Below are 24284 nucleotides of genomic sequence, written 5' to 3' on the forward strand. Positions count from 1 at the left end.
CCTCCCACACCTCCCACACCTCCCACACCTCCCACACCTCCCACACCTCCCACACCTCCTGCTTGCCCAATGCCCAAAACCTATGACTCAATTAACCCAAGCCGTTAAGCAATTAATAGCCAAAGCTAGAATTGTCAGCTTTGCTCAGTGGAAACAGTCCCATCCTCAAGCTGCTATCGATATATTCCAAGCTGCGGATGATAATCTCCGCTATCTTAGCGACGAAGATTTACTACAAATTGAAACTTTAGCACCTAATAATTGTGCCTTAATTCCTGTTGCTCAATTATTACGCGATCGCGCAGCCGAAATTGTGGATGAGGCAAGAGTTCAGGTTTTGCTGACTTATCCAGAAATTATCGAGCCTGGTGGAGGTCTTTATCCTCCTGAACGCGCTCAAGCTTGCTGGCGAGATTTTTGGCATTTTCTTCGCTGCATCACCTATGGTATTGCAGGTAGCCACGCTGAATATACTAGTCCCACAGGACTGCACTATATGAATTTGCTTTATCAGGAATTACAAGTTCCTTTGGATGCTATGGTTTTAGGATTAAAAAGTATTAAAGTTGCTAGTTTGAAACGCTGCCAAGCCAATGACCAAGAAACTCTGACTCCTTATTTTGACCATTTAATCACCCAACTAGCGGCTTTCAAAATTTAACTAGTGTCAAAAAATTAGTGAGTTTGGTTTTTAGCGATGTAGCTTCAAAATCAAATGAAAATTTTTATCTAAAAATTGTATTTAAAAATACAACTTATTTTACACAAATATGTTTTTTGAAATGAGATTGCAGTGTGTTGTATTTGGCGATCGCTAAATTGCTGATTTGGGTAAGCTTTGCTACAGTATTAATGTTCAGTAATAATTTGAAAGCGATAAGTGTAGTCTTTTGACAAGTCCTTATTGTTGAGTTATTCTGAAAATTGTATCGGTGTCTTTACGGCTGGTAAAAATGACTAGGACAAAGCTCATTATCGGAGGACACTACGAAATCTTACGCAGCTTGGGTCAAGGAAATTTTGGGCAAACTTACCTAGCGGAAGATTTACACGCGAGAAAACGTAAGGTTGTAGTGAAGCAGTTTTGCTTTGTTGGTCATAGTCAAACAACTTTGAATAAAGCAAAGGAATTATTTGAGAGGGAAGCAGAAGTCTTATACGACTTGAGTAACGAGATGCAAAACCATCAAATACCGCGTTTTATAGCATTTTTTGAAGAAAAGCAAGAATTTTATCTAGTAGAAGAATATATTGCAGGACAAACACTCAGAGAAGAGTTAGCTCAAAAAAACAGACTACCAGAGTATGAAGTAATAGATTTGCTCAAAGATGTTTTATCTATTCTCAAAGTAATAAATGAAAAGCGAATAATTCATCGAGACATTAAACCAGACAACATTATTATACGTGCCAATGATGGCAAACGCACAGTGATTGATTTCGGTGCAGTAAAAGAAATATCACGAGTAGTTAATACTCAATTTCAAACAAAACAAACAATAATTTATACGCCAGGATATAGTCCCTTAGAGCAACTAAAAGGCTCAGCAAAATTCAATAGTGATATATATGCTTTGGGAATGACAGCCTTAGAAGCGCTAACAGGGTTGGAACCAGAAAAATTAAGAGACGAAGCGGGTAAGATAATTTGGCCTGATGACATTCAAGCAAGCGATGGCTTGGTAGAAATACTCGAAAAAATGGTTAATGAAGACTATTGCAGTCGATATCAATCAGCAGCAGATGTATTGATTGATTTAGTTGAGTTAGAAAAACCAAAAAACACCTTGATGCTTGCGCCAAAAAATTATTTACCAGTTCAAACCATACACAAAACTCTTTTACAGCAAAGAAGTATCATTCCTCAATGGTTTAGGTTTCCAGTATTACCACTGATAGTAATAGCGGTATTTGGTTCGACATCGTTTTTTAGTGTCAAAAGATTGTTGATGCCTCTAGAAAATAACTCTAGTGTTTCTCAACCAAAACCACAAAAAATAATATCGAAAGAAGCTAGTGAAAAATCTTCCAATTTACCTAATAAAAATAATAACAATCAAAAAAATATTAATCCTTGTCCTCCGATTTTGGCTCCAGGCAAAACTTGTCAAAAATGATGAAATACCAACAGCATTAGTATGATTGTTCAGAATCCCAGATTACAAATCACATTATTTATTCTTAGTGTCTTTGGTAGTCTTGCAACACTAGGAAACTTTGCTTATACTACTTGCGATCGCATTGATTGTTGGAAGTACATAAAACTACCTCAAGAAAGACTAAACCCATGTCCTCCCATCTTGTCCCCTGGGAAAGATTGCAATTACTCATATAGTCAAAAAAATATATAAAATACTAAAACTTAAAATACCCACTACCTTCGTCTAGATAAAATACCGAAATATACAAAAAATATTCTTTCTATCATTGCTTAAGAGGCATAAAAATGAACTCCAAAAAAAGTTTGTCTTTCATGGTAGCGTTGATGTTGACATTAGCATCTGCTATTGCACCCTCTACAAATGCCCAAGCCAATACAACTGAAGGTTTTGTATGCAAAAAGTCTAATGGTACATGGACAAGTATTTACCAAGACTCACGCAGGGAAAAACCGTTTATTCGTTGGACTTCTGACTTTGGTGGTTTGGCTAAGTATACGCGGGAACAACGCTGTCAGGAAGTGACTAACAGATTAAATTACTACATGATGAACCAACGTCCGTTTTACATGACTCATGGTAGAAGTGAAGATGGAAAGTATCCCATTATTTGCCGGACTGACAATAATGGTGGTGGTTGTAAAGGACTTATTTACACTCTAGATCCTAACACGCGCATACCTCCTAATGCGATCGTGCAAGAATTACTAGAAATTGTTAACCCTGAAGTAGGGCCTTCAATCGGTGTACCAGCAACAAGTTGTCCCTTGTATGTTAATGTTCGTTTATATTTGCAAGGTAAATCTAGTGCTAAATATGTTTGTAGAACTAGATAATTTTAGACTTAGACCGCTTGGAAAAGCACTTCGCTGATGAAACGAACTTTGTCTTTAATCTGCACTTTAGCCTGTGTTTGTGTACTATTGTTGGAACCACCAACGCAGGCTATTAATTTTTTAGTTATTGCTCAAACAAATTCTAGCAAAAATAAGTCCGATGCTGAAATCAGAAGTATTGCTAAAAAAATTACAGTTCAGATATTGGAAGCAAATTCTCAACAACAAGAAAACTCAATTGGAACTGGGTTTATAGTTAAAAAACAAAATCAAAATTATCAAGTATTAACTAATGACCATGTAATTAGCAAACTGCAAAATGGATATCAGTATCAAATTAAAACTTATGACGATCGCATTTACAAAGCTTCTTTATATAAAAATGCAAATAATTTCAATAACTATGACTTAGCCATCCTCACTTTTAGTAGTTCCGTGGGATATCAAACAGCAAAATTAGGTAATTCTTATAAATTGCAACCAGAAGAAAAAGTTTTTGTTGCTGGGTTTCCATGTGAATCTACTTTATGCAAACCTAAACTGATAATTAAATCAGGTGTAATCGCTCCTATAGAATTTCTCTTACAGAAAAAAACTTTAATTGAAGGCTATAGAATAGGATACGATATTGATGTTCAAGCAGGGACAAGTGGCGGCCCAATCATAAACACCATAGGTGAAGTAGTAGGGGTTAATGGCAGAAGTAAATCTGTAGAATCACCCTTTGCCAATACTCCAGATACATACACATTCACTGATAAAAGTCAACCCAATAAAAATATTAAATTATTGATGAGATACTTTGCTTGGGGTATTCCGATTGAATATACAAAACTGGATGGTAATACAAGCTCACAAATAGAAAATACTCCTAGATTTTCTGCATTAGACAACGTACAAAACAATTCCGAGCCAAATTTACAAACTCCAGCGATCGCACCCAACAATAGTTTAATCATTATATTCATTATTTTATTTATTTTAGTCATTGTTTGGTTGATTTTCAACCAGTGGAATCAACGTAAAAATGACCAAAGATTTAAATTTATAGAAGATAAACAAAAAGAACTAGATTATTATTTATCTTTGTATAAAGAAGCAAATAATTCCAAATTTCAAGCTATAGAAGATAAACAACAAGAACTAAATTATCATATTTCTTTGAATCAAGGTAAAAATCAACTAAGATTTCAAAAGATAGAAGAAAATCAAAAACAACATATATCTAATTTTGCTTCTGAACAAGAGGAAATGAAGCAAGAATTAGAAACTACAAACAATTTTGTTTTATTTCAAAAAACGCAAATTGATTTACAAGAGCAAAAATTAACCACTTTGCAAGAAAATTTCCAACAGCTTGTCAAAGCATTGAGAGAAGTAAAAAAATACGATATAGAAAAACTACAGAATACCTCTTCGAGAGAAGAACAAGATAAGTAGGTGTGTTAAGCTATTTTAAATAAATATTGCACATTAACTCCATTAGACCGTTGACCGTTGATTGTTGACGGTTCACAGTTAATAATCAACAATCAACGCTTTAAGCGGAATAATTAATTTTTTGGAGTTACTTTATTAATTAAACTTTATAAATAGGACTTACGCAACTGGCATATTATTTTAAGTTGGTAGTAAGGACTTTAGTCCTCTAATAAGGACTAAAGTCCTTACTACAAGCAAAAAAAATTGATTTTTTGTGACACTTGCGTAAGTCCTGATAAATAATCTATTAGCTCACCTCAAGCTAACGCAGTCAACAGCATCTAATTGAATTTTTATAGCTAATTAACTTATTCTATCAATTTAAGATTAAAATTTTTAAGTAAAAATGCGTTGAAATTTGAATTTAAATTTACATTTGTGATGAAAAAATTTTTCATGCTCATGATGGCGATGGCAGCTATCATCTGTCTGAGTTCGAGTTGCGGCGATGGAAAGACTCCAATTAATAATCCTACTGCAACAGTTACTGAAATCCAACAAATAACTCCTACTCCGACAACACCTCCGACAACACCTCCGACAACACCTCCTACTCCTATGACTTCTGGTTTAATACCACAACAAATCAATAAACTAGGAGAACAAAGCACTGTATTTATTACTGGAAGAGGTCAACCTGGCTCTGGCGTAATTATTTATAAACAAAATAACACTAACACTTATTATGTATTAACAGCTGCACATGTTGTAGGAACTGAACCAGGAGAAGAGGAAGTTCCATACAAATTGTTAACACCAGATGGTGAAGAACATATTGTTGCAAAATACAATGATTATCAAAACAAAGTCCAAAAATTTCGGGAATCTACTGATTTAGCAGTCATAGAATTTACTGCTGAACAAAATCGAGAATATCAAGTTGCACCCTTAGCAAAATCGATATTTCAAGGAATGCCAGTTTATGCATTTGGATGGACTAGTTGCTTGGGAGGAAATCAACGACAATTTCAAAAGACTGAAGGTCAAATATGTAAAATTAACCCAGATTCTAAAAATGGCTGGAATGTGAGTTATACGAATAATATTATTGAGGGTGTGAGTGGAGGGCCTGTATTTGATTCCAATGGACATGTTGTTGCTATTCAAGCAGGACAAGGTGGCAATATTGGCCCGACATCTGATAATAACTGTAACTCTCTGCCCATAAAACCAAATCCCAAATTTAATTATGGATTGGGTGTTCCTATTCGTGAAAACTTTGAGATTTTGCAGTCAAAACTTCCTCAAAGATTGGAAATAGAAACGCAATCAAATACTTCTTCTCAAAAAGAGTTTGTCGCTAATGTTGAGTGTCGCCAAAAGTCTCCAGTAACTCAATGCCCTCCTATTTTATCTCCTGGTGAACGCTGCGATTTTGATAGGTGAGTACTAGGTTCGAGCCTCAAAAACAACGGAACATGGCGAAACTTGCAACATGTCTTTGTGTTAAATTCCAGTTTCATTTTATTTTGGCGATCGCCATACCTTTTTTTGAACGCCACACTGTGTGTTATTTATCACTAGTAATTTCTGGCTCAACACAATTTTTGCTTTACTAGCCAATTAAATACTAAAAAAAGCTTAATTTTTTTTTAGATATCATTTAACTTAACAATTTTTAATAAATATGGCTTCAGCATCGTATCAGAATGTGTAAAGGCATAATGATGTTAAAAACTCAAAAAACTTGAATTATGGACGTTCAGAGCAATTTTTAAGACTCTAGCTTTCCCTCTTGTTTAAAGTCATGTAAAGTTTTGTAACATCTGCCGAAATCCTTCTCATAAAATTTAGTTGTTTACTGGGAGATAGTTTGAATGGCTTTCGGACCAGCATCACGATTAGGGGTCGCTTTATTTGAAGACACCGATCCCATTGATCTGTGGCCAGGTCGCTCTAATGAGGAAATTGAAACCATCATTGGAGCCGTCTACAAGCAAGTTTTAGGCAATGCCTATGTGTTGGAAAGCGAACGGCTAGCCGTTCCAGAATCCCAACTCAAACGGGGTGAAATTAGCGTGCGTGAATTCGTGCGTCAAGTTGCCAAGTCGGATCTTTATCGTTCGCGCTTTTTTGATAGCGTTCCCCGCTATCGGTCGATTGAATTAAATTTCAGACATCTCCTTGGTCGTGCGCCATCGGATTTAGAAGAAACCCGTTCGCATAGCACGATTCTGGATACAAAGGGTTTTGAAGCTGAGATTGATTCTTATCTAGACAGCGACGAATACCAAGAGACTTTTGGTGAAAACACAGTACCCTACATTCGTGGCTATAAAACTGAAGCAATTCAGAGCTTGGTTCAGTTTAGCCACTTATTCCAGTTAGTACGTGGTTCTGCTAGCAGCAGTCTCAAAGGAGACTTAGCTGGTAAACAGCCAAAATTGAACAGCCTAGTAATTCAAAACACACCGACTCCTGTGGTTTCGCCACTCAGCAAGGGTGCTACATTCCGCAATCCAACATCTACTCCTCGCACCCGTCAAGGCGTGGGAGCAAGTGATGATGGTAAGATATACCGGATTGAAGTCACTGGCTACAAAGCAAATGTGGTAAATAGTATTTCCAAGTTTCGCCGTAGTAACCAGGTGTATTTCGTACCCTACAATCAACTATCGCAAGAGTATCAGCGGATTCACAAACAGGGTGGTGTGATTGCTAGTATCACTCCTGTCAATTAAAGAATCTATTCACAAACTAAGCTTGGGAAAAGGTACATGGGAAGCATTGTTATAAATTCCCCCAAGGTGGAGCTGTGGCCAACTAGCTCTACTGAAGAAGTAGAAGCAGTGATTCGAGCCGTCTATAAACAAGTATTAGGTAACGCTCACTTGTTAGAAAGTCAGCGGCTTGTGACTGGAGAATCGCAACTGCGCGATCGCCAAATCAGCGTTCGTGACTTTGTGCGAATCGTGGCCAAATCCGAGATTTACCGTACTCGGTTTTTTGAAAGCACTGCTCCTTATCGGTTCATTGAACTCAACTTTAAACATCTGTTAGGCCGCGCTCCCTTAGATCAGGCAGAGATTTCTGAACATATTACTCGTACCATTGAAAACGGTTATGATGCAGAGATCGACTCCTACATCGATAGCGCAGAGTATCAAGCGAATTTTGGCGACAACACAGTACCCTACTATCGGGGAAACAGTAGCCAAGTAGGACAAAAGCAAGTCGGCTATAACCGAATTTTTGGCCTGGTTCGTGGTGCAGCTGAAAGTTCAAGTACTCTTAAGTCCTCTCAGTTGGTATACTCAGTAGCAACCAACAGTCCTGCTAAGATCAAGTTACCTTCCGTTATCGGTAGTACTGAAAAGAGATTTAAAATCCTCGTTCAAGGTGGAAGCGGAAAATTCAATAATCCTTTCCGCCGCAGTACAACGGAGTACATTGTTCCTGCTAGCAAGATGACACCGCAAATTCAGCGGATTAATCGCACTAGTGGCAAGATTGTTAGCATCACAGAGATTGTCTAAAAAATAGGGATTGGGCATTGGGCATTGGTTAAACAAGGTATTGGGCATAGCTTATTCTCATTGTTTTCCCAGTTCCCAATACCCAATCCCTAATCCCAGCTTCCATAAAAAGTAAAACAAACTACCATATAGACTGATTGTCAATTGTTTTTTTCAAATCCCCTTTGTAATGAAAATTACTGAATTCTTTGAACTTTCAATTGGACGATGGCGATCGCAACGTAGCGGTCATCACTTAGCATTCGCCCATTTTGAAGAAGTCTTATCTACCATTGACATCGAATCTCTATCTACCGACGACCCGGCAGTGCGAGAAGTATGTAAATTATATGACATTGATACTAGCATTATTACTCATCCATTCCGCATGACTTGGGAAGGTGAATCAGACTGGGACGATAAACCAATCTCTGGTAGTACAGTACTTGTACCAATTCCCGATATTGAAAATCCTTCTAGAGGTAAACTATTACGAGAAAAAGGATATGCCGAAACAATTCCGGCAATAGGTAAATACAGTTTAAGTGATGATGGTGTTTTTACCCTACTGACAGAGTATGACCTGGCTGCGGCTGAAGAAAGAATTTGGTTTGCTAACCCAAATCTCCGATTTCGCGTATCGATGATTAAAACCAGCGATGGCAAAGGTGTGACAACTGCTTCCTTTTCTTCAGAAATTCGGTCTTTGTCAAATTCAACAAGTTAGTGATGTTCACTGATGACTGACTGATGACTGATGACTGATGACTGTTAACTGTCAACCGTCAACTGTCAAGCGTCAACAGTCAACAATTAACGCCTATAAAAAGTGTTTTTAGCCCACATTGGCTTATCTAATTTTGTCTTGTCACACCTGAGGTTGAATATGACAATAGCACCCAGTGACTCCAACACAAAGTCTAGCGATTTGCTCACTTTAGCTTGTTGGATGGCAGGAGATTTTAGCAATCAAAAACAATCTTTTGCAAATCCCCGACTTTACGCCCACATCCACATTTTTTTTCGTCCTTTACCATTTGACTTTTTTTCTGGCGTCGGTTTTTATTCCGAACAAGCATATGACCACGATTTATGGACACCTTATCGCCAGGGAGTACATAGATTGGTAGAGTTGGGCGATGGTATTTATATCGAAAATTACAGCTTGAAAGACCCCATACTTTATGCAGGTGCTGGTCGTGAATTAGATATTCTCAAAACCATCACCCCAGATAGTATTGAACGGCGCTATCATTGTTCGATGATTTTTGTTCGAGAAGGTGAAATGTTTCGCGGTAATGTAGAACCAGGAAATCAATGTTTAATTCCTCGCAATGGCCGCAAGACATATCTTGTTAGCGAAGTAGAAATAACTGAGCGTACCTGGGTAAGTCTAGATAAAGGCATGGATATTGAAACCCACGAACAAATATGGGGTTCCACTGCTGGGCCTTTGCGGTTTGAAAAACGAGAAAGTTTTGCTGATGAATTGAATGCGGTGAGCGCATTATGTTAATTCAGCTCGAATCTATTAAACCTAAAATGTTGCCTCCACAAGCTGAAAAAAAAATGCGCTGCTGGATTCGCAGTCGTCACTTGATTTGTTCAGGTAACTTTTTTATCTTCGAGACACTAGAATATACAACGATAGAAAGGTTTTCTGAATGTGTAGCTTCTTTAGGAGGAACAGTCATATCTGTTGACCCCATTAATAAAATTTGGATGGGAGATCATCGCCAAGTCATTCTATATCAGGCAAAAGCCAGTTTACATACACCTCATCACAACTTGAAACAATATTGGATAAAATACGGTGGTTTCTACACTAGATTTGATGTTCGTTGTTGAGAGCCAAAAAAGTATAACCAACAAAAGTGGTTGTTGAGTGTTGAGTGTTGACTGAGAACTAATTTGAGGCATCTGCGTTTGTTAGAAAATGTAACTAAAAAATATCCCAAAACTTGATAACTTATCAATTATTGGTATCCCATTACTTTTAAAAATATTGTTTTTTCAAAGGTTGTAAAAAAGTATGCCTATTCTTTCAGATGATGAAATTAGACAACGCCAATATCAAGCATTTTCCGAAACACAAATCATTGAACTGTGGCCTGGTAGTTCAGTTGATGACATCGAAATTCTGATTCGTGCAGTTTATCGGCAAGTTTTGGGCAATGCTTACGTGATGGAAAGCGAACGCCTGATTGCCCCAGAATCACAACTCAAGCAAGGTATAATTAGTGTCCGAGAATTTGTGCGTCAAATTGCCAAATCTGATTTGTATCGCTCTAGATTTTTTGACAATGTTTACCGCTACCGTGCTATCGAGTTGAACTTTAAGCATCTTTTAGGTCGCGCACCTGATGACTACTCTGAGATGATATATCACAGCAACATTTTAGATGAACAGGGTTTTGAAAGTGATATTGATTCTTATCTTGATAGTGACGAATATTTAAATGCCTTTGGCGATAACATAGTACCCTATTATCGGGGCTACAAAACCCAAACTGGCAAAAAGATATTGGAATTTACCAATATGCTGCAACTAGTAAGAAGTAATTCTAGCAGCGACAAGAATTTAGCAGCAAATAATAAACCTCAGTTGGTGCGATCGCTAATTACTAACACTCCTTACGGTAAACTTAAACCCACAGATGTTGGTGCATTGTTAGCTGAGTTGTTCAAACCTAAGTCAGAAACTGTTGCTGAAGTTAATACATTTTTTGCACCTAATAACGCAGCCGAACAAAGCTTGCGGCAAAAAATTCAAGAACAAGAAAATCAAATTAAAACTTTACAACAACAATTAGCAGAGTTACGACCATTTGCCAGCATCGGAACAACACAATACACCACTAGTTCGAGTTCGCAGCTTTCTGGTTTTCCAAGTACAGATAAATATACATCTTTGCAACAGCAAGCCGCCGCTCAAGCAAAACAGATTACTGCATTACAAGAGGAAATTGCTGACGCTAGACGCTTGGCCGCAGTTGGAGAAGCCCGCTTAAATAAATGGCGCAGTCGCGTTTTCAATGGCTAAATTACCCACACAATAGTCAAGTAAATCGTTTGTAGTGAGGACTTTAGTACGCAAATATTTAAGCACTAAAGTACTTACTACAAACTTATTCTGTTCATTTGTATATTAGGGTGCATCAACTTTAAAAGTCTGCTTGTTTGCGAATGGCATGATTCATCGCGTTGATTTGTGAAGCGTGAAATGATGGTGGCATCGAGCTATGAATAATATGGTCAAGTCCATCATGCATAACATCTGTTGGTAGCGCAGAGTGGTCTAGACCTAATGTGTGCCCAATTTCATGAGCAATTGTGTTAGCAATTAAGTTAGACAATTGATTAACATTCAGACTAGCATTATAAGAAGCATAAAATACTCGATCGATGCGGATAATAGCACGGCCTGTAACCATTCCTAATTTAAAGCTAGCTACACCTAAATAATCAACTGGTTGGTTATCAGCAAATATATATACATGAGTAAAATTACTACCCCATTCCTTTGGTTCTGGCGGATCTGATGTCAAAAATACATCAACACCTCTAAAAGCTCCGTAGATTTTAGAGAAGGCATCAAAGAGAAGATTATTAATTGCTTCTCTATTTTCTACTTCGATGTACATCCCCGATATATCTACCCAAATGCAACGGCGAAACTCGCTTTTTTTGTCGCTCAAAGTTGTGCCACAACAAGGGCAAAATTCCCATTGACGTTGGATGGGCGAACGACATCCTTGACAACGGAGTTTGGGAGGTCTAGTTAAGTCTATACGTTCCCAAATTGGGACTTTTAGGTTACGATTAGGTCTGGTTAAATTTAGGCGATCGTATAGAGACATTTATTTAGATCCAGGAGTCCAATTAATACTAAATCTATAGTTTTTACTAGCTTCTTCATGTCCTAAAAAATATTTTTCTTCTTTGGTGATAATAATCTGTGATTTAATAGTTTTAATCATCGCAGCAGCGCAGAAACGTCGATTACTGTCTGGATTATTGAGTTCCAAAGATACTTCTTCGCCGTTGCTAATTTTGAAAAATATACGTCCCTGCACCGATTTAAAGTCGGGTGTCCCCTGGTAGATAAAGGCAAAGAACATGACCCGTTTGATTAAATCGGGTCTAAAAATGTAAATATTCTCACCATTGGCTGCTGCTCCAGTACGATCATCTTTATCAAGAAAAATATATGGTGAAGAGTTTTTAGAGCCAAAGCTATTTCCCAAAGGCTGAATAACTCCTTTTTGACCATCGACCATCTGATACATACACCCTAAATCAAGGTCTGGTGGTTTGTTACCACCAAGTATATTTTTAAATAATCCGCCAATGTTGCTTTCTTGCCGATTCCAGTTAAGGTTAGCGTGAATTATCAGTTGCGAAGAATTACTTGATTTCTTAAGATCAATATTGTGTGAATCACCACTTTTTTTAAGTTGAATAGCCATATTATTATAATTTTTACGGCTATCCTGCAAACTTGTTAATTTAGAATATTGTTTCTTTTCTTCTTGTTTAGTTTCAACAACATACTTGTCTACAAAACTTTGTAGCCCTGAACTATATCCTTCTCCTACCGCTTGAAATCTCCATTGATTATCCTTTTTATATAAACGTCCAAATTCCAAAGCTGTCTCTTGAGAAAAAGCCTCTCTTAAGTTGTACCGAGCTAGAGAATTTCTACTTTCCTGGTTGTAAATCTTGATAAAAGCATTTTTGATTTGGCTAAAATTTTGATTTTTTTCTTGTCCTTGATGAATAGTGACAACAAAAACTATCTCCTGAATAGCTGGATTTACTTTTGCTAAATCAACATAAATAGTTTCATCATCTCCATTTCCTTCGCCAGTTCTATTATCTCCTGAATGTATTAAAGAACCATCGAGCGATCGCAGATTATTGTAAAATACAAAATATTTTTCATCAGGTATTTTACAATCTGCATTTAACATAAACACCGAAGCATCAATATCATAGGTTTTTCCAGCTTGATTGACTTGCCAACCCAAGCCAATAGCTACCTTTTTTAAACTTGGAGCTTCTTGAGAAAGATTAAATCTACCACCTTTACTTAATTCAATTTCCATTTCAGATATATCCTCTAAATTTTTTATTTTATTAACTTAAAAAATTATCAATTTTAACGAATGCGACCTTAAACCTGACATGAATTTATACAAAAAAGGGGTAACAATAATGAATACCCCTTTTTTATTAGCTGATAAGATATCTACTAAGCCGCATATCGGTCTACAAAACTTTGCAACCCTGCTTTATAACCAGCGCCGACAGCTTGAAATCTCCATTCTCCATCTTTGCGATAAAGTTTACCAAATTCAATTGCTGTCTCTGCGGAAGCCTCTTCATCTAATTCATATTTGGCAATTTGTTTTTCTGTGGTATTGTCATAAATTCTAATGAATGAGTTTCTGACTTGGCCAAAGTTTTGCTTTCTTTGTTCTGCTTCGTGAATAGTGACAACAAAAATTATTTCTTGAACCGAAGCATCAACCTTACTCAAATCAATTTGAATTGTTTCATCGTCTCCGTGACCCTCTCCAGTTCTGCTATCTCCCTCATGTTTCACAGAATCATCGGGTGATTGTGGGTTGTTGTAAAATACAAAGTATTTTTCGTTAGGAATTTTTCCGTTAGTACCTAACATAAATATAGATGCATCCAGGTCAAAAGCTGAACCTGTATCTGTGGCGTTAAGATCCCATCCTAAACCAATTCCAGCTTTGATTAAGCTTGGTGCTTCTTTTGAAAGATTGATTCTTTCGCCTTTGCTGAGGTTAATTGACATGATTACTACCTATTGTTTGGAAATGAATTTTATTTGAGTTGTTATTGAGTTGATTAGCTCAACAATTAGTCGAAGATATATGAACTAAAAAACTTCTAAGACGCTTCGTTCCTAATGCTGCGCTATTTTTAATTTAAGCGTAAGCTCTCACAAGTCCTTCTAAACCATGAACATTAATGCCATTGCCAATAGCTGCCATCTTCCATTCATTATTGTGATTGTAAATTTCAGCCATAATCATCCCAGTCATTCCTTTATATTCAGAACCAGACAAATTATACTTAGCTAATTCTTGATTGTTAGATGTATTGACTAGGCGTACAAAAGCATTTTTAACCTGGGTAAATTCTTGTTTACGAGTAATACAATCGTAAATATTAACAGTAAAAACTAATTTGATAATATCTTTGGGTAATCGAGCTAAATCTACAATAACTTGCTCATCATCACCATCTCCTGCACCTGTGAGATTATCACCTAAATGAGTAATAGCTCCTGATTTGTGAGATAAATTTCCAAAGTAAACAAGGTTGCTTGTATCTCTGATTTTGCCATTTTCATCTAAACAAATAACGGAAGCATCTAAATCACAATCTTGAGTGTTACTGAAAGCACCAAAAAAACCACCGCCTGAATGTTTCGCTGTATCCCAGCCTAGTCCACACATCAGTTTTGTTAGTCCGGGAGCTTCTTTAGAAAGTGAAATACGTTGTCCTTTTTGTAAGTTGATTCCCATGTTACTTAATGTTAGTTATATGGATTAATAAATTCTTAGCTATAGCGTTCAAGTAGCGATTTCAAGCCACCTTGATAGCCTGCACCTACAGCATTGAGACGCCATTCACCGTCTTTGCGATAAAGTTCTGCCATGATTAGCGCTGTCTCTATGGAGTAGTCTTCAACCAGGTCATAGCGAATAGCTTCTTGTTTTGTTTGAGCATTGACAATACGCACAAAGGCATTTTTAACTTGACCAAAGTTCTGACTACGTTGCTGTGCTTCATAGATAGTTACGGTAACAACTATTTTTTCAACTTCTGATGGTACTTTTGTGAGATTAACTTTGATAACTTCATCATCTCCGTCACCTGCACCTGTGAGATTATCTCCCATGTGTTGAAGGGATTTATGAGGATCGGGACTTGTGAGATTATTATAAAAAATAAAGTGGTTGTCAGAAAGAAGTTTTTCGTCACTACCCAACATAAATACTGATGAATCCAGATCGAAATCGTGACCTGTATCTGTAGCTTTTACATCCCATCCCAGTCCAATAAAAACATCTGTTAAGCCGGGAGCAACTTTTTCTAGTGAAACTCGTTGACCTTTAGCTAGTGAAACTGCCATAATTTTTCCTGTTTATAGCAAATGGACGAAGTAACTTTTTTAAGTTATTGTCCGTAAATAAATGAAAGGTTTAGAAATCACAACAAAACGAATCAGCTGGAGTGCTGACTACTTAGAAAAGACTTCAATAGTAAATATTTAATTTTTGGTTTAACTATTTTTTAGCTTGAGTGTGTTTCTTGTTTAAAAGTTAGCTTTTAAATCATGCCAATCAAGCTATTAAGTTTTATTGTGTAAATTTAGTTGTTTGCCAGCATTAATTGTTGAGTAACATACGATAAATGGATAGCAGTATTATGCGCTCTATCCTATTCATGTGTAAGGAAGAGTGTAATCAGGAAAAATACTTAAACTATCAAATTTTGGTATTGATGTTACATAGTTTCTCGATGGAAGTCTTGCTATGATATTCAATGACAAACAGGCAGTAATTTTTACTGCGATCGCTTTAACAAATTCAATGTAAAAATGCAAAAATTACAATTCCTCAACATTTATTAACAACGCTGCAATTGAGCTAATAAGACGACGATTTCATCAATTGCTTGGCGCACAACTGTTGTAGGCTGTTCCGATTGATTGACAAGAATACTAAAAACTAATGTTTCATACTTCGGCACATTCACATATCCAGATAGAGAAACTACACCAGTTAACGTACCCGTTTTAGCTTGAACAATACCCTCAGCTGGTGTATTTTGAAAACGAAATTTTAACGTGCCACTTTTACCAGCGACGGGTAAAGATCCACGATATATTGATGCTGCTGGCGTTCTTGCGATTCCCCGCAAAACTTGTACAAAAGCTTCTGGGGTAACTAAATTACGACGTGATAAGCCAGAACCATCTATTAAAATATAATTTGCTGGATCGACTCCCAATTGAGTCAAACTTGCTTTGACGACTTCCAAACCAACATTAGCACTAGTTTGATTTTTCAGTCTGGGTTTTTCTACAGCTAATGCTCTTAATAATGCCTCAGCATACAGATTATTACTATTAACATTCGTTTCTGCTAATAATTCAGCTAAAGATGGTGACTCTACAAAGGCAATTTCCTCTTGATTAGTACCACCAGATATCACTAAGGTTTTTCCCAAAGGAATTTTTTGTTGTCTTAAAGCAGTACGAAAGCGCCGTAAAAAGTAATAATTAGGATCGACTACAGGTAAATCTAGTAAATAAGGTTCAGAATTTGTTGTTAACTGTCCTTCAATTCGCAATACTGTTCCTGATAAATCGCGGTTAACATTGATATAAGTTGGTTGATTGCCATCGACTGTTATTGACTGATTAATTATTCGCCACTGTGTTGCTTCACTAGCATCAGCCCATACCAATTTTAAAGGTTTACCGACAGCCTGGGGTACTAATTTTAAGCTAAAAATATTTTGATGGGTAATAAAGCTATTGACTGGTGCGCCGTAGTCTGACTGGACATCTTCCCATTGCCAAGTGGGGTTAACAATATCTCCTTGAATATAACTATCATCGGCAATTAATTCCGGAATTTGAGTAATACCTTTTTGTTTCAATTGTTGTGCTAACGCCTGTAGTTGAGTATCATCTAAACTAGGATCTCCCCTACCAACAACACGTAAAACACCATTGCCATTTTGATAAATAGAAGTACGAATACGAAAATTAGCACCCAACTGCTGTAGTGCTGCTGCTGTTGTCAGCAACTTCGTGTTAGACGCTGGAGTAAAATATTTATCGGCATCTCGATTGTAAAGAGTTAATCCCGTTGATAAAGGTTGTATTAGAATTCCCCAACGCATCCGACTAAATAAGGGACGATTGATAACAGAATCTATGGCTGTTGGCAATTGGCTAGAGCAAATTGCTTTTGTAGTAGTTGTGGGTGCTGTTGGGGTTTGTGCTTTAGCAAGTCTAGAATTAAATGCGATCTGGGTAGTTAAAAATATTAATAAAACACCCAGCGATCGCTTGCAAGTCTTAAGTTTCACCAATATACCTGATCTCAATGTTAATAATTTTACCTTGCCAGCATAATCTTTCATAAAGAAAGAACAATTAGTTCGGTAAAGTTACTTAACTAGTATAAGGAAGTTGACTGTTGACAGTTGACTGTGAACTGTCAGCAATCAACTGTGAAATTGCTACCTGCTCCCCTACGAAAAATCTACGTGGATGAAGATGTTTGTAAAATTTTATTAGAAGTATTGACTAATATGGTAGTCGATGAATTCACTGCAAGTAGACCATTTCTCTTGGGGAAATACTAACTTTTTAGTCATGAGCATAACCTTATTTAGGAAATTGAGATAGTCATCACCTTGCAAAACTAACTCATCACCTGTTATGTGGTCAGTTAATACTACAGACTGACCTACTTTCATGTATGTGTATCGTTGCATAAGTTATTGCGCCAGTGGTTGTTCAGTTTAAGTAGCCGCTTTTTATTTATCAATTTGGACACCAAAACCCTAACCCTTCCGCAGTCATGTGACAGATTTTTGATGAATTTCAAAGCCAAATTCAGAATTATTTCAGTCTAAATGAGTAAATTCATCAGGTTTGATACTAGAGTTTTCAAGTTAAGTTATTTACTTCACTGAATTTGAAATTGGCTGTATCTGGCAATACATTTATCTCCAGTTTTATTCCTTTATTTTGATTACTATTTTCCCTTGCTTATTGATAGCAAAGAAAGATATTGTCAAACTGAATCATATCAGACCAATATTGCGATCGCTGATAGATATAAAACACAATTTCGTTTGAAGCCGAACAATCAAAACTGTTGACTGTGAACCTTCAACGGCCAACAGTCAACGACCTCAACCGCAATAATTTATTTTTTGAGTTCCCCGATCTACGAACTGCCAACAATCTGCCAGTCCATTTTTTTGTGGATTGACAGCAGATTTATAGGAAAGCAAAGTACTGTATTTAGGTCTGAAAACTAGACAGAGAGCCGCTGATAATTCTAAATTCTACTATTGGCTGAAGTAGAGATTTATTTTGATAATAAACGATGCAGACTAATTTAGTAAAGAAAATGTTCCTATTTTTTCCAATAAAGTTTTTTGTAATGAATGAGACTTTTATCAATAGTTTGGGAATCATAAATCATGCTAGAGAAACATTTTCAATGAATCTCAAAGCAGTAGGTGTGTCTTTTTATCGGCGATTACAGGAGCAAATTATTCATGAAAGTAAGTTCATCAGGAGCCAAGCTAGGTAGTGCAATTATTGGCAGTACTTGTTTAACCGCAGTCATGATTGGTTTGGGTGGTTCTGGTGCTTTTGCCGCTCAATTCATTACAATTAAAACTACTGGTACATTATCAGGAACTATCGAACTCCCTGCAAATAATCCCAATTTCAATAACAGTATTACCCGTATTGATACTGATGAAACTGGAACTTATTACCGCAATTTAGGCACTACTAATAATCCTAATTATGTTCCCGTGTATCAATCAAATTATTTGCAGGTAGAAACACGTCCTGATGGAAGTCTGCATTACTTCGTTGACTTTAAAGGTATTCCTTTTGTATCTTTCAATGGTGTTTTGACATCGCCGGTTCTTGCTGATGGTGAGTTGACTCCCTTCAAATACCAAGGACAATTGGCAGGAACAACATTTCAGGGAGTAGTTCAAGACGAATTTAATTTCATCAAAGCTTTTTATACTGGTAAAGTCACTGACCCGGACACTGGAAAAAGCTATCAGGGTACTTTTGAGGTTTATGGTTATGGAGAACGATATAGCGATCGCAATGGTAGTTTAACTCCCACAGTTTTTGATTTCCAGTCCGATATCCCTGGTTCGCCAAGCATCACATCTCTAACTTTAACTAACACTCCCCTCAAGAATTTGAGCATCAAAGTACCTATACCTGTGGAAGAAACTTCTATCCCAGAACCCACCAGCATTTTCGGAACCCTGATGGCCGCTGCTTTTGGTATCATCCTCAAAAAGAAAAAAGACACAGCAGAGTGCTGATATCAGGTTCAGCTGAAGACTTGGCAAGACAAGGGGGATAACGGGGGAGACAAGGGAGAATATCTCTATTAGGACTTACGCAACGCCGATATTGTCATTGCGACCGTAACGGAGTGTAGGGAAGCAATCCCAGCGTCAGGGGGAATTACTCGCTGTGCGTAGCTTGCTTCTCCGTAGGAGTACGCTATCGATCATAATGACGGAATTACATTATTTTTGCGTAAGTCCTGTCTATGAAAAATCGATTTTTGTAAGAAGTCTATTGAATTTTTCTCAACTTTTCTCCCCATCCTCCTATTCCATATCCCTTTGCTGAAACATGCCCATCAATTTACGCTTACGACTGTGGGTTTGGATTAAGTTTTCTCGATAAGTTGACCAGTCAAGTTTTCTCCCAGATTGCAAGTAAGCAGCACGCGCTTTTTTTAGCCATTCCACGGCATAGTTGTAGTATTCTGCCTTACCTGCATCGATAATTTTTTCCGCACGATTACAGGCATTAGCAATTACCCAATCAGGATTATGAGGGATGGCAGCATCCATAACTCGGTGAATTAACTCAGAATCATAGGAACTAAGTTCGCTGGCCATGGCAATTGCATCATTAATTAGCCCCTCATGCAATAAAATATCTACTTTGGCCGATTCTGTTCCCCAACCATTGTAATTACGGATGATTTTCAGCAAATCTGTTTTGACGGTTTCCCAGTTTTTACCAGCTAATTCTTGCATCTTTTGATAGTCTGAAAACGAGGGCTTGACTTGGAAAGCCGCCTTAATTCCTAATAAAGCAGCTTCATGATTAGCTAATTCAATAGCCAAATCACTTGTCCAAATTCCTAACTCGTACTGACAATTACCTGGTAAATTTAATCCACTTTGGGCGATATCTAGTGCTTGCTGTAATGCTCCCTTGTCGGTGAGTATTTTCGCTAAGGCAAAAGCTTCTTCCTGTGAATTCATCTGAGTTTGAGCAGCATCAACGGCTTCCGCTACTCTGCCTAAACGCCCCAGCATTGTGAGATATTGCTGGGTTTGCCCTTCTGCTTCAGCCAAATAGAGATATTCTTGGTAACGTTCTTGACGTTCGAGGATTTTCAGGCGAATGAGTGCCAAATCGTCTGCATAGTCTGGTACATCTTCTTCCCAAGCTCCTCTTTCGGTAATATTACCTTGAAGAACTTCCACCAAAGGTGGATAATCCCAGCCTTGGCGTAAAGCTTCCATAATCAAGCCAAAATCAGCATTCCATTCATCTTGCCATGCTTCTAAATTGATTTGAATATCAACTTTTTCATCTGGGGTGAGTTCAGCGCCTAGAATTGCTTCACACCAAGCCTGATTTAATTCCTGGACAATTTCATCATTTTGAACGCCGTATTCTGCGACATCGTCCCAATTTTCCACACAGGTACAGGTAATGGCCTCTAAAATAGCGATCGCATTTTCAGCTTCTCCCTGTTCGCTAAAATCCACCGCAGTTTGCACCAGGTTGAGCAATTCTTCAGCAATCTGGTCTTCTTCGTAACCTTCCTCGAAATACGCTATGGCGTTCCGGAAAATTTGCCGCACCTCTCGCCGAAAGAAAGTCAAATTGATTGTACTGCGCGGCACGCGTTTGCTACTTTTTTCTTGGCGAACAGGAGCAATCATCCAGCTGACACGACGGTCAATTGCCTCAATCAGCCTTGGGTATTCTGCTACTAAATCTTGCACCAGCCTTTGGGTTTGGTCGCGATCTAAGCGATCGAGTAATTCTTCTAAGGTGGGACGCTGTTCAATGTGTTCTGAATGACGCGCACACACAAGCATCGTTGCCACAATATGTTTGCACCACCCATCAAAATTGTATGCACAGGTGCAGTTGACAGAAGTCAATCCACTGCTATCAAAATTCAAGCTCACATGATAAGGTCTGGCTTCAGTGCCCACAACATCTGCTTGCAGCACACCGCCACGTTGGGTGATACCATTGACAGCACCAGCTTGATAATATGCCTCGCCCCGCTGGAAAGATTTGGCGTTGGCATGACGGCGGATAGTAAACTCACTAATTTGGGGAATAGACATCGGCGATCGCCTGCGTAAATCCTCTAGATAAATCCAGCTTAGGTCTTAAACTAACTTCATGTAAAGAATACATAACTGTCAGTGGCTCCTGTTGACGGTTCACAGTTAATAAGAGGCACTGACGGGTACGTAGGGGTTCCCCCAATGGAACAAGTGGCCCTCAAAAGTCAACGTTTTAACCCCAATAATTTATTTTTTGGGCGTTGCATAATTGCGGGATGATATGAGAATTTGCATCAAGACATAATCCCTGTGTCTGGTGTGTCTGGTGTGTCCCCGCGTCAGCCTAAATCATCCCATTATTCAGCAACGCCATTTTTTGGAGTTCCCTTAAGTACCAATACTTGTCGGTTAAAGGGAAAAGGGGGCCCCCTCTGGGGATAAGGGGCAGGGGAAAGGGGAAAGAAAAAACCTTTAACCTTTTCCCCAGACCCAATGCCGAGTTAAAAATCGTTAACCGAGCAGTATTGCCTTAAGTACCAGAGCAATAGCCATTAATTTCTTTGACTATTGAACTTTCTTCCTGACCACTTTTTTGTAGAGATGCCAAAGAATTCTTTGCCCCTGGGAGATTCTTTTTATCTATAGCTGTTGCAGCATTCTTCAATTCTTTACTGATATCCTGATAAAGTGTGAGAAAACGTCCTTGAAAACCTTGGAGTTTCTCATCTTTAATTTCTAATGCTTTCATTTCTTGGGTCAGTGGGTCTATCTTAGCAGCCAGTTCAGTTAAAGACTTAGAACCTTTAGCCGGATTGGGATTTTTACCGAATTCCTGACCTAAAGCGGATGCTTGATTGGCAACCTTGATAATTTTGTTACATTGAGCAACTTTACTTTCTCCACAACTTGCAAATAATAATGCGATGGCAGTTGTGGCTGAGAGAATAAAAGTTTTCTTAACTACATGTTCCATAGATTCCATCATCTCCGACTATATTTTGCTAACGTTGGGCTAAGGAAATTGATAGTCAGCAAAAATACTTTTCTGTTTTTCAAAAATCTCTATTTCTGCTCTGATATCACCTCCAGTTAATCACTTATTATTTAAATCTCTATGCCTCAGAGCATCGGTTTAAACCATTAAGTATTTAATCGCAGATGATATGACTTTTGTATCCCTGCTACTTTATACTGCATTTTTTCGTTTATGTGTATGTAATTTTACTGAAAGCAACAAATCGATGGAGAAAGGCACAAGGCAGTCTTGATGAAAAAATTTTTTCATTACCATCTATGTAAGTAGTTCTTATCTGTTTCCTATTCCCTGTTCCCTGTTCCCTACTTATGGCATTAACTTAAGTGTCTCAGTAGTATTTGCTGCTACATTAGTTGTTTGCCAAAGCATGGGGTGGTATTCAACTTGACGCCAGTAATTAACCATATCTTGATAATGTCTATGGAATGCATGACCTGATTGTCCGGGGGTATGAATTGCCAATGAATTATCTAAATTTCCTAAATCTACAATCATTCGCAATGAAGGGATTTCGTTAACTTCAAAGGATTTGTTTGCCATCCAACGGTTAGCATTCACTGTTTCGCCGTTCCCAGCTGTGGCAAAAACACCGCGATTAAACAAAGCTTCAATCAATGGAACTCCGGATTTACCCAAGGTAGAATGACGAAAAGTGACAGTATGTAGTTTGCCCCAATTCCAGTTTTTCGGGTCTTTACCTTGAATGCGTTCTAATTCATCTACAGCTTTTGTCAAAGATTCCCGCAGGATTTGGTCGCGATTTTCAACTTTTGGGGTGTTGCGATTATCCCACCAAGAACTATTGGGCTGTTTTAGCAGATTTGCCACCACACTATACCAGCGATCGCCTCCATCCGGAAAGTATCTTTTAGGTAACTGGTCGTGAAATGTATCTGCTAGTAAGTGTTTCCAGAATACTTCAAACAAAGCCGCAGTGGGCGATGTCATTTCTAACTGTAAATTCCAGTTTTGTAGCAGTTTTTGGGCTGCTTGCAAACGGGGTGTATCAACTGCGATCGCTTGTAATAATGGTACTAGTGTTTCGGCATTGAGATTGTGATTGTCACCTTGTATCTGCTGTACATTCTTCAAAGAAATCGGCTGAGTTTGTTGTGAAATCATCTCAACAATCTGCTTTGCCCGATAACCATAAACCCAGTCTGCGGTAATTAGATATGGATATTCACGGGAAACTAAATTATTAGCGCTAGCAATAAAACCTTCGGTCGGATTGAAACTTTTGGGTAATTCCTCAAAATCAATATAGCCTTGCCATTCATATTCATCTGTCCAACCAGGAACCGGATAACGCCCATCTCCCTTGGCTCGGATGGGGAATTTACCGGGCATTTGGTAGCCAATGTTGCCATCTATATCAGCATAGACTAAATTTTGAGCAGGCACATCATAGTTTTTGGCAGCATTGCGAAATTCCTGCCAATTTTGGGCGCGATTGATTTGGGGAATAGCATACCCTAGCTTAGAAGGTGCTAATGCTGTCCATTGCAAAGCTACAGCGTAATTTTGCGGCAAATCTAGCGGCTGACTCGGTTGTAACTGCTGGAGATTCGGCGAAACATCAGAAAGAATCGGCCCGTGTCTGGTGTAGCGAACCGTTTGCACAATTGGCTGACTTCCTGCAACTTGAATCGTCTCCTTTACAAGTTTCATATCAACCCATTTACCATTAACCTCATATTGGTTGGGGTTTTTCGGGTTAATTTTCTCGATGTATAAATCCATCACATCGGCCCCGACATTAGTCACACCCCAGGCAATGCGATCGCTATGACCTACAATTATCCCAATCATCCCTGCAAAAGAAAAACCAGCAACATTGTAAGGACATTCTGCACTTCGAGGCGCGCAATGTAGAGCCACCTCATACCAAATTGAGGGAATTTGCACGCCCAAATGAGGATCGTTCGCCAAAATTGGCTTACCTGTGGTTGTGCGTTTACCAGATATCACCCAGTTATTTGAACCAACACCAACTCCGGTAGAACCAATTAATTTTTCCAAAGCCATCATCGGCTGATGAATTGACTCTAAAGCAGAAAATACCGAAGAAGACGCGGCGACGGGGAGACGCGGCGACGCGGCGAAAAAATTCTCCCTATCCTCTTTCACCGCATCCCCATGTCCCCCTATC

At 38.1% G+C, this 24284-nt stretch carries 22 protein-coding genes; 12 read left to right on the plus strand and 10 right to left on the minus strand.

Annotated elements, in window-relative coordinates:
• Positions 1–82: 82 nt before the first annotated feature.
• The 11 genes from GNE10_RS12295 to GNE10_RS12345 all read left to right on the plus strand — a co-directional run bounded on the left by GNE10_RS12295 (position 83) and on the right by GNE10_RS12345 (position 10975).
• Complete coding sequence (locus GNE10_RS12295; RefSeq protein ID WP_185565422.1) at positions 83–661, plus strand: phycobilisome protein; 579 nt, start codon at positions 83–85, stop codon at positions 659–661.
• Between the two features lie 292 nt (positions 662–953).
• Positions 954–2117 carry a serine/threonine-protein kinase gene (locus GNE10_RS12300; RefSeq protein ID WP_185565423.1) on the plus strand — a complete coding sequence of 388 codons (1164 nt, stop codon included), beginning with the start codon at positions 954–956 and terminating at the stop codon, positions 2115–2117.
• A gap of 329 nt (positions 2118–2446) precedes the next feature.
• The gene (locus GNE10_RS12305) at positions 2447–2995 is read left to right on the plus strand and encodes a COP23 domain-containing protein (protein ID WP_185565424.1); all 549 of its coding nucleotides are present in this window, start codon (positions 2447–2449) and stop codon (positions 2993–2995) included.
• A gap of 90 nt (positions 2996–3085) precedes the next feature.
• Positions 3086–4435 (plus strand): serine protease, encoded by a 1350-nt coding sequence (locus GNE10_RS12310; RefSeq protein ID WP_185565425.1) that lies wholly within the window; start codon positions 3086–3088, stop codon positions 4433–4435.
• 423 nt (positions 4436–4858) lie between these two features.
• A complete protein-coding gene (locus GNE10_RS12315) occupies positions 4859–5863 on the plus strand; it encodes a serine protease (RefSeq protein ID WP_221642827.1) in 1005 nt (334 codons plus the stop codon).
• Positions 5864–6294: 431 nt separating this feature from the next.
• The gene (locus GNE10_RS12320; protein ID WP_185565427.1) at positions 6295–7158 is read left to right on the plus strand and encodes a phycobilisome linker polypeptide; all 864 of its coding nucleotides are present in this window, start codon (positions 6295–6297) and stop codon (positions 7156–7158) included.
• A gap of 36 nt (positions 7159–7194) precedes the next feature.
• Positions 7195–7953 carry a phycobilisome rod-core linker polypeptide gene (locus GNE10_RS12325; protein ID WP_185565428.1) on the plus strand — a complete coding sequence of 253 codons (759 nt, stop codon included), beginning with the start codon at positions 7195–7197 and terminating at the stop codon, positions 7951–7953.
• Positions 7954–8122: 169 nt separating this feature from the next.
• Positions 8123–8659 (plus strand): phycobiliprotein lyase, encoded by a 537-nt coding sequence (locus GNE10_RS12330; protein WP_185565429.1) that lies wholly within the window; start codon positions 8123–8125, stop codon positions 8657–8659.
• Between the two features lie 159 nt (positions 8660–8818).
• Entirely contained in the window at positions 8819–9448 is a 630-nt protein-coding gene (locus GNE10_RS12335; protein ID WP_185565430.1) for a chromophore lyase CpcT/CpeT, read from the plus strand.
• Entirely contained in the window at positions 9442–9780 is a 339-nt protein-coding gene (locus GNE10_RS12340; protein WP_099066241.1) for a CpeR family transcriptional regulator, read from the plus strand. The genes GNE10_RS12335 and GNE10_RS12340 overlap by 7 nt, the downstream gene beginning before the upstream one ends.
• Before the next feature lie 184 nt (positions 9781–9964).
• Positions 9965–10975, plus strand: coding sequence for a phycobilisome rod-core linker polypeptide (locus tag GNE10_RS12345; protein ID WP_185565431.1), 1011 nt, complete (start codon positions 9965–9967; stop codon positions 10973–10975).
• 121 nt (positions 10976–11096) lie between these two features.
• Here the strand turns inward: GNE10_RS12345 and GNE10_RS12350 are convergent, their stop codons facing one another.
• From GNE10_RS12350 to GNE10_RS12385, 7 genes are all read right to left on the minus strand, one after another.
• Complete coding sequence (locus GNE10_RS12350; RefSeq protein WP_185565432.1) at positions 11097–11792, minus strand: zinc-dependent metalloprotease family protein; 696 nt, start codon at positions 11790–11792, stop codon at positions 11097–11099.
• Positions 11793–13040 (minus strand): TerD family protein, encoded by a 1248-nt coding sequence (locus GNE10_RS35435; protein ID WP_221642828.1) that lies wholly within the window; start codon positions 13038–13040, stop codon positions 11793–11795.
• A 146-nt stretch (positions 13041–13186) separates the two neighbouring features.
• Positions 13187–13759 carry a TerD family protein gene (locus tag GNE10_RS12365; protein WP_185565433.1) on the minus strand — a complete coding sequence of 191 codons (573 nt, stop codon included), beginning with the start codon at positions 13757–13759 and terminating at the stop codon, positions 13187–13189.
• A gap of 133 nt (positions 13760–13892) precedes the next feature.
• The gene (locus GNE10_RS12370) at positions 13893–14495 is read right to left on the minus strand and encodes a TerD family protein (RefSeq protein ID WP_185565434.1); all 603 of its coding nucleotides are present in this window, start codon (positions 14493–14495) and stop codon (positions 13893–13895) included.
• Between the two features lie 35 nt (positions 14496–14530).
• Positions 14531–15106, minus strand: coding sequence for a TerD family protein (locus tag GNE10_RS12375; RefSeq protein ID WP_185565435.1), 576 nt, complete (start codon positions 15104–15106; stop codon positions 14531–14533).
• Positions 15107–15603: 497 nt separating this feature from the next.
• Positions 15604–17076 carry a D-alanyl-D-alanine carboxypeptidase/D-alanyl-D-alanine-endopeptidase gene (gene dacB / locus GNE10_RS12380; RefSeq protein WP_311774809.1) on the minus strand — a complete coding sequence of 491 codons (1473 nt, stop codon included), beginning with the start codon at positions 17074–17076 and terminating at the stop codon, positions 15604–15606.
• 207 nt (positions 17077–17283) lie between these two features.
• The gene (locus GNE10_RS12385; protein ID WP_099076563.1) at positions 17284–17487 is read right to left on the minus strand and encodes a hypothetical protein; all 204 of its coding nucleotides are present in this window, start codon (positions 17485–17487) and stop codon (positions 17284–17286) included.
• Between the two features lie 795 nt (positions 17488–18282).
• Here GNE10_RS12385 and GNE10_RS12390 point away from each other — a divergent pair.
• A complete protein-coding gene (locus GNE10_RS12390) occupies positions 18283–19083 on the plus strand; it encodes a PEP-CTERM sorting domain-containing protein (protein WP_185565437.1) in 801 nt (266 codons plus the stop codon).
• A gap of 294 nt (positions 19084–19377) precedes the next feature.
• On the opposite strand, the gene GNE10_RS12395 is transcribed toward GNE10_RS12390, so the two are convergent.
• The 3 genes from GNE10_RS12395 to GNE10_RS12405 form a co-directional block, all read right to left on the minus strand.
• On the minus strand, positions 19378–21153 hold the full coding sequence (locus GNE10_RS12395; RefSeq protein WP_185565438.1) for an SWIM zinc finger domain-containing protein: 1776 nt from the start codon (positions 21151–21153) through the stop codon (positions 19378–19380).
• A 472-nt stretch (positions 21154–21625) separates the two neighbouring features.
• Complete coding sequence (locus GNE10_RS12400; RefSeq protein ID WP_185565439.1) at positions 21626–22069, minus strand: hypothetical protein; 444 nt, start codon at positions 22067–22069, stop codon at positions 21626–21628.
• A gap of 369 nt (positions 22070–22438) precedes the next feature.
• On the minus strand, positions 22439–24284 hold a 1846-nt coding region (locus GNE10_RS12405; protein WP_185565440.1), incomplete at its 5' end, for a penicillin acylase family protein.

This window comes from Nostoc sp. 2RC (genome assembly GCF_014222165.1).
In the GTDB taxonomy this organism is placed as follows: domain Bacteria; phylum Cyanobacteriota; class Cyanobacteriia; order Cyanobacteriales; family Nostocaceae; genus Nostoc; species Nostoc linckia.